We start from the raw sequence: 6,180 nt of genomic DNA, 5'->3' as shown, positions 1-6,180 counted from the left end.
AGCAGCAGCTGCGCCTCCCCCGTGCGGGTGTGCCCGGCCACCAGCGCCGCGCAGTCCGCCAGGCTGGCCCGGGTCAGCAGCACCTCCCGCGCGTGCGGATAGGGCGCCCGGGGCTCGGCGTGCAGGTCGTCACCGTCATCCCAGATCACCACGAGCCCGAGTTTCGCGACCGGCGCCCACATCGCCGCCCGGGTGCCCACCACCACCGAGACCCGATGCCGGCCGGCCGCCAGGAACCGCCGGTACCGCTCGGCCGGGCCCAGCGCCGCATTCAGCGCGACGTGCCGCCCCTCACCCAGCACGGCGCCGAGCGCGCGGTCGACGCGGTCGAGATCACGCGCGTCCGCGACGACGATCACCACACCCCGGCCGGCCAGCACGGTGGCCGCGGCCGCCTCGGCGATCCGAGCCGCCCAGTCTTCCCCCGGCAGGGCGCCCCAGACGGCTCGGGCCGACCGCCCGTCCGCCAGGACCCGCAGGAACGCCGGCCCCGCCGGGTACGAATCCCAGCCGTCGGAAGCGGGCGGGCGCAACGTGTCCGGAGGCCCGTCGTCCCCAGGGGACGGCAGGGCGGTCGTGGCCGCCTGCGCCTCGACCCGCGCATGCCGCGGCGGCACCGCCAGCCGCAGCACATCGCACAGATTTCCGGCATATCGGTCGGCGACCGCCCGGGCGAGCCGCGCCACCTCCGGATCGAGCACGCGCTCGGGCGAGACGACCCTGTCCACATAGGCGAGCTTGCCCTCGTGCGGCGACGACTCGACCCGGTCGAGCAGATATCCCGCCACCAGCTGCCCGGCGAAGCGCACCTTGACCCGCACCCCGGGCTGAGCCGCCTCGTCGTCGGCGGCCGAGACCAGATAGTCGAAGGGCCGATCAAGATGGGGCAACGGCACGTCGACGCAGACCCGAGCCACCGGCAACCGCTCGGCCGGCACCCGCTCGCCACGTGCGCTCCTGCTACTCATCGCCCACCATCTTGCCGGGACCCGCCGACAATTCCCGCAAGATCAAAGGCCGTCACCGAACGACGCCGGCCAGCGCGGCCGCCATCATCCGGTCCACCTCCGCCGAAGACGGCGCCGGCGATGTCGCCGACCGGTCCGCGAACATCAGATGGCCCGTCCCGATCAGCATGCCCGCCACCGAGGTGACGTCGGCGCCCGGCGCCACCCGGCCCAGGTCCTGCTCGGCCTCGAGATACCGAGAGATCATCGCCACCGCCTCGGTCAGCAGCGGCAACCCGGGCGCGCCGCGCAGCTCGCGCAAGCGGGTCCGCAGGTCGTCCCGGAAGATGACCAGGCTCACGATCGCCACCGCCACCGACCCGAACAGGCCGTCCAGCACCGGGCGCAGGTTGCCGGCCACGGTGCCGGTGCCGGCCTTCCCGAGCAGCTCCGCCGCCTCCGTCTCGAGCCGGGCGGTCCGGTCCATCACCAGCTCGGCGAGGAACGCGTCGAAGTCGGCGAAGTGCTTGTGCAGCACCCCCTTCGCGCAGCCGGCCTCGGCGGTCACCGCCCGGCTGGTCAGCGCGTGCGGGCCGGCCCGCAGCAGGATCCGCTCCGCGGCCGCGAACAACTGCTCGCGTACGTCGCGAAGCGCCACACCGGTCGGCACCGCGGCCCCCTAGCGAAACGTTGAATAGTGGGCGTGTGCCCACTTAAGGTGGGCGCGTGCCCACTATAGCGAGAACGGGAGGCTGACCCGATGAGCGACATCCACCGGCAGCGCCACGTCGCGGAGTCCTTCGGCGCCGATGCCGAGCGGTACGACAAGGGCCGCCCGAGCTACCCGGACGCCATGATCAAGCGAGTGGTCGAGGCGAGCCCCGGCCCCGCGTTCCTGGATGTCGGCATCGGCACCGGCATCGCGGCCCGGCAGCTCCGGGCGTACGGCTGCCAGGTCCTCGGCATCGAGGTCGACGACCGGATGGCCGCCCAGGCCCGCACGCACGGCCTCGCCGTCGAGACCGCCAGGTTCGAGGAGTGGGACCCGGCGGGTCGCCGCTTCGACGCGCTCGTCGCCGCGATGACCTGGCATTGGATCGATCCGGTCGCCGGCGCGGTCAAGGCCGCGGAAGTGCTCGGAACCGGCGGGCTGATCGCCCTTATGTGGAACGTCTTCGACGTGTCGCCGGCGATCAAGCAGGCCTTCGCCGCGGTCAATGCCCGGATCGTCCCGGACTTCCCGAACCCGTGGGCCGCCAAGATCCCGATGGCCGAGGCCTACCAGGCGATCCTCGACACCGCGATCGCCGGCCTCCGGGACTCCGGTAGCTTCGCCCCGCACGAACAGTGGCGGATCGACTGGGAGCTGAGCTACACCCGCGACGAGTGGCTGAGTGTCCTGCCGACCTTCGGCGGCGCCTCCCGGCTGCCCCCGCACACCCTGGCCGAGCTGCTCACGGCCAGCGGCGAGGCGATCGACGCCGCCGGCGGCACGCTGACCGTCCACTACAGCACGCTGACCGTGGCGGCAAAGCGGGCATGAACGCGGAAACGCCCCGGGATCGACCCGGGGCGTTTCCGAAATCCGCTCAGGCAGCGGCGCTCTTCAGGTCCTGCGCGCGCTCGGTGCTCTCCCACAGCAGCTCCGGCAGCTCGCGGCCGAAGTGGCCGTACGCCGCGGTCTGCTGGTAGATCGGGCGGAGCAGGTCGAGGTCGCGGATGATCGCGGCCGGCCGCAGGTCGAAGACCTCGCCGATCGCCTTCTCGATCCGCTCGACCGGCACGTTCTCGGTGCCGAACGTCTCGATGAACAGCGAGACCGGCTGCGCCTTGCCGATGGCGTAGGCCACCTGCGCCTCGCACCGCTCGGCCAGGCCGGCGGCCACCACGTTCTTGGCGACCCAGCGCATCGCGTACGCGGCGGAACGGTCCACCTTGGACGGGTCCTTGCCGCTGAACGCGCCGCCACCGTGCCGGGCGTACCCGCCGTAGGTGTCGACGATGATCTTGCGACCAGTCAGGCCGGCGTCGCCCATCGGGCCGCCGATCTCGAAGCGGCCGGTCGGGTTGACCAGCAAGCGGTAGCCCTCGGTGCTGATGCCGAGGCCCTCGAGCTCGGGCGCGATCACGTGCTCGCGGATGTCGGGGGTGAGCAGCGACTCGAGCGAGATGTCGGCCGCGTGCTGCGACGAGACCACGACGGTGTCGAGGCGGACCGGCCGCAGGCCGTCGTACTCGATGGTGACCTGGGTCTTGCCGTCCGGGCGCAGGTAGGGGATCGTGCCGTCCTTGCGGGCCGCCGAGAGGCGACGGGCCAGGCGGTGCGCGAGCGCGATCGGCAGCGGCATCAGCTCGGGCGTCTCCGAGCAGGCGAAGCCGAACATCATGCCCTGGTCGCCGGCGCCCTGCGCGTCGAGAGCGTGCTCGGAGTCACCCTCACGCAGCTCGATGGCGCTGTCCACGCCCTGCGCGATGTCCGGCGACTGGGCGCCGATGGAGACGCTCACGCCACAGGAGGCGCCGTCGAAGCCCTTCTTCGACGAGTCGTACCCGATGCGCAGGATCGTGTCGCGCACGATGCTCGGGATGTCGGCGTACGCCTGGGTGGTGACCTCGCCGGCCACGTGGACCTGACCGGTGGTGATGAGCGTTTCCACCGCGACCCGGCTGCGCGGGTCCTGGGCCAGCAGGGCGTCGAGAATGCCGTCGCTGATCTGGTCAGCGATCTTGTCCGGGTGGCCTTCCGTGACCGACTCGGAGGTGAACAGGCGGCGTGCCACGGTGCTCCTCAGCTTTGTCGAATACAACGTATCGCGAGAGTGTAGTCACCACGCAGGGCTGCGGTCACCCGGGTGCTAGGTCGTCCCACCGTCACCGACCAGGGACTCCAGGACGCCGATCGCCCGATCCCAAATCATATCGGCCACATCGTCTTTGCGGAGTTCACCGAGAGTTGTCGTGCTCCCGTCCGCGCCGAGCATGGTGACCTGATTGTGATCGGCGCCGAAGACCTTGTCCGCACCCACCTCGTTCACCACGATCAGGTCGGCACGTTTGCGGGTCAACTTAGCCCTCGCGTTCTCCAATGCGTCGTGCGTCTCGGCCGCGAACGCGACCAGCACCTGGCCGGGCCGCTTGTTCGCACCGAGTTCGGCGGCGATGTCCGGGTTCGTCACGAGTGTGATGGGCTCGGGCGTACCGGAATCGGTCTTTTTGATCTTTTGGTGCGCGACCGACGCCGGCCGGAAGTCGGCAGGTGCGGCCGCCATCACCACGATGTCGGCGTCACCGGCCACTTTGATCACGGCCGCACGCAGGTCTTCCGTGGTGCCGACCCGGATGATCTCGATGCCCGCGGGATCGGGCAGCGTGACGTTCGCCGCAACCAACGTTACTCGCGCCCCACGCGCCGCCGCCGCCTTGGCGAGCGCGTAACCCTGCTTACCCGATGACCGGTTTCCGAGAAATCGCACTGGATCGAGCGGTTCGCGCGTTCCACCGGCGGTCACCACGACGTGCCGCCCCCCGAGATCAAGATCAAGACCCCGTTTGCGTACGCGCAAAGCCAGCTCGAAGATCGTCTCCGGGTCGGGCAGCCGGCCCTTGCCGGTATCGGCGCCGGTGAGTCTGCCCACAGCGGGCTCGATGACGATCGCCCCGCGCTCACGCAAGGTAGCCACATTGGCACGCGTCGCGAGGTTCTCCCACATCTCGGTGTGCATGGCCGGCGCGTACACGATCGGGCAGGTGGCCGTGAGCAAGGTATTCGTGAGCAGGTCGTCGGCGATGCCGTGGGCGGCCTTGGCGAGCAGGTCGGCCGTGGCGGGCGCCACCACCACCAAGTCGGCTTTCCGACCGATCCGCACGTGCGGCACCTCGTGTGCGTCGTCCCACACCTCGGTGGCCACCGGACGCCCGGACAGCGCCGCCCAGGTCGGCGCCCCCACGAACTTCAGCGCCGACGCGGTCGGCACGACCCGCACCCCGTGCCCCGACTCGGTGAACAGCCGCAACAGCTCACACGCCTTGTACGCGGCGATACCGCCACAAACCCCCAGCACGACCTCAGTCATAAACGCAATGATCCCGCGCCCCTCCCGGGGACGCGGGATCACCCACGACTTGTGTGGCTGTGCACTCGCCGGCGCCTGGCCCTACGGACGGCGCGGACAACCCGGGCCCATCCGGGGCCGCGCGGCGTGGTGCTCGCGGCTGGTCAATGCCGAGCCTGCGACACCGCGAGCGCCGCCCCTCAGCGCGACAACCGATCCGTGGGGTTTCCGGGGGCTCGGCCCCCGGAGCAGGTATGGATCGGCCGTCCTTTGGTCCGCGCTTTCCGCGGACAGACTGCACCCTACGGCTGATCCGTGGCCTCAGCCGTGAGCAGGCCGGCGTTGATCTCACGCATGGCGATGGAGAGGGGCTTCTCCTGCGGGGTGGTCTCGACCAGGGGGCCGACGTACTCCAGAAGGCCCTCGCCGAGCTGGCTGTAGTAGGCGTTCACCTGGCGGGCACGCTTGGCCGCGAAGATCACCAGAGAGTACTTCGACGAGGTCTTGTCGAGCAGCTCGTCGATGGGCGGGTTGGTGATGCCTTCGGGGTTCGCGATGGTTCCCACTGTTCAACAATCCTTAGTGGTCTGGGGCTTGCGCGGGTGTCAGAAACGATGAACCGAGCAATCCTACCAGCTCGTCGGCGGCACGCTCGACGAAGTCGTTGACCACCGTTCGGTCGAACTCCTTCTCGGCGGCCAGTTCCTCGTCGGCGTGGGCCAGGCGACGGCGGATCGTCTCCTCGTCGTCGGTGCCGCGGCCGACCAGGCGGCGCTTGAGCTCCTCGACGCTCGGTGGCGCGAGGAACACCAGCTGTGCCTCGGGCATCGCGGCCCGGACCTGGCGCGCGCCCTGCAGATCGATCTTGAGCAGGACCGGCCGGCCCTGGCCCAGCCAACCCTCGACCTGCGCCCGGGGCGTGCCGTAGAGGTTGCCGGCGAACTCGGCCCACTCGAGCAGCTGACCGCCGTCGATCAGTCGCTGGAACTCCGGGCGGGTCACGAAGTGGTAGTGCTCGCCGTCGGTCTCGTAGTCACGCATCTTCCGGGTCGTGACCGACACGGACAGCTTGATCCAAGGCGAGCGCGCCCGGATCAGCTCGATCACGCTGTCTTTCCCCACCCCTGACGGGCCGGAGAGGACGGTGAGGCGGGCTGCCGGGCGCGCGTCGTCATCCATGC

6 protein-coding genes and 1 pseudogene are annotated in these 6,180 nt (G+C 70.5%); 1 reads left to right on the top strand and 6 read right to left on the bottom strand.

Annotated elements, in window-relative coordinates; translation table 11 throughout:
- Window positions 1-968, bottom strand: a pseudogene (locus ODJ79_RS14215) (primosome assembly protein PriA); the annotation flags it as partial.
- A 52-nt stretch (window positions 969-1,020) separates the two neighbouring features.
- The gene (locus ODJ79_RS14210; protein WP_263023883.1) at window positions 1,021-1,617 is read right to left on the bottom strand and encodes a TetR/AcrR family transcriptional regulator; all 597 of its coding nucleotides are present in this window, start codon (window positions 1,615-1,617) and stop codon (window positions 1,021-1,023) included.
- Window positions 1,618-1,707: 90 nt separating this feature from the next.
- On the opposite strand from ODJ79_RS14210, the gene ODJ79_RS14205 reads away from it, so the two are divergent.
- Window positions 1,708-2,490, top strand: coding sequence for a class I SAM-dependent DNA methyltransferase (locus ODJ79_RS14205; RefSeq protein ID WP_263023882.1), 783 nt, complete (start codon window positions 1,708-1,710; stop codon window positions 2,488-2,490).
- Between the two features lie 46 nt (window positions 2,491-2,536).
- On the opposite strand, the gene metK is transcribed toward ODJ79_RS14205, so the two are convergent.
- From metK to gmk, 4 genes are all read right to left on the bottom strand, one after another.
- Window positions 2,537-3,727 (bottom strand): methionine adenosyltransferase, encoded by a 1,191-nt coding sequence (gene metK, locus ODJ79_RS14200; RefSeq protein WP_263023881.1) that lies wholly within the window; start codon window positions 3,725-3,727, stop codon window positions 2,537-2,539.
- Between the two features lie 75 nt (window positions 3,728-3,802).
- Window positions 3,803-5,020: a bifunctional phosphopantothenoylcysteine decarboxylase/phosphopantothenate--cysteine ligase CoaBC gene (gene coaBC / locus ODJ79_RS14195; RefSeq protein WP_263023880.1), complete on the bottom strand. Its 1,218-nt coding sequence runs from the start codon at window positions 5,018-5,020 to the stop codon at window positions 3,803-3,805.
- A 281-nt stretch (window positions 5,021-5,301) separates the two neighbouring features.
- Window positions 5,302-5,565 carry a DNA-directed RNA polymerase subunit omega gene (rpoZ, locus tag ODJ79_RS14190; RefSeq protein WP_071807772.1) on the bottom strand — a complete coding sequence of 88 codons (264 nt, stop codon included), beginning with the start codon at window positions 5,563-5,565 and terminating at the stop codon, window positions 5,302-5,304.
- Window positions 5,566-5,578: 13 nt separating this feature from the next.
- Window positions 5,579-6,178, bottom strand: coding sequence for a guanylate kinase (gmk, locus tag ODJ79_RS14185; protein WP_263023879.1), 600 nt, complete (start codon window positions 6,176-6,178; stop codon window positions 5,579-5,581).
- Between the last annotated feature and the right edge of the window lie 2 nt (window positions 6,179-6,180).

Origin of the sequence: Actinoplanes sp. KI2 (assembly GCF_025630775.1) — a bacterium.
Lineage (GTDB): Bacteria > Actinomycetota > Actinomycetes > Mycobacteriales > Micromonosporaceae > Actinoplanes.
This window is presented reverse-complemented; position numbering and strand designations above follow the sequence as displayed.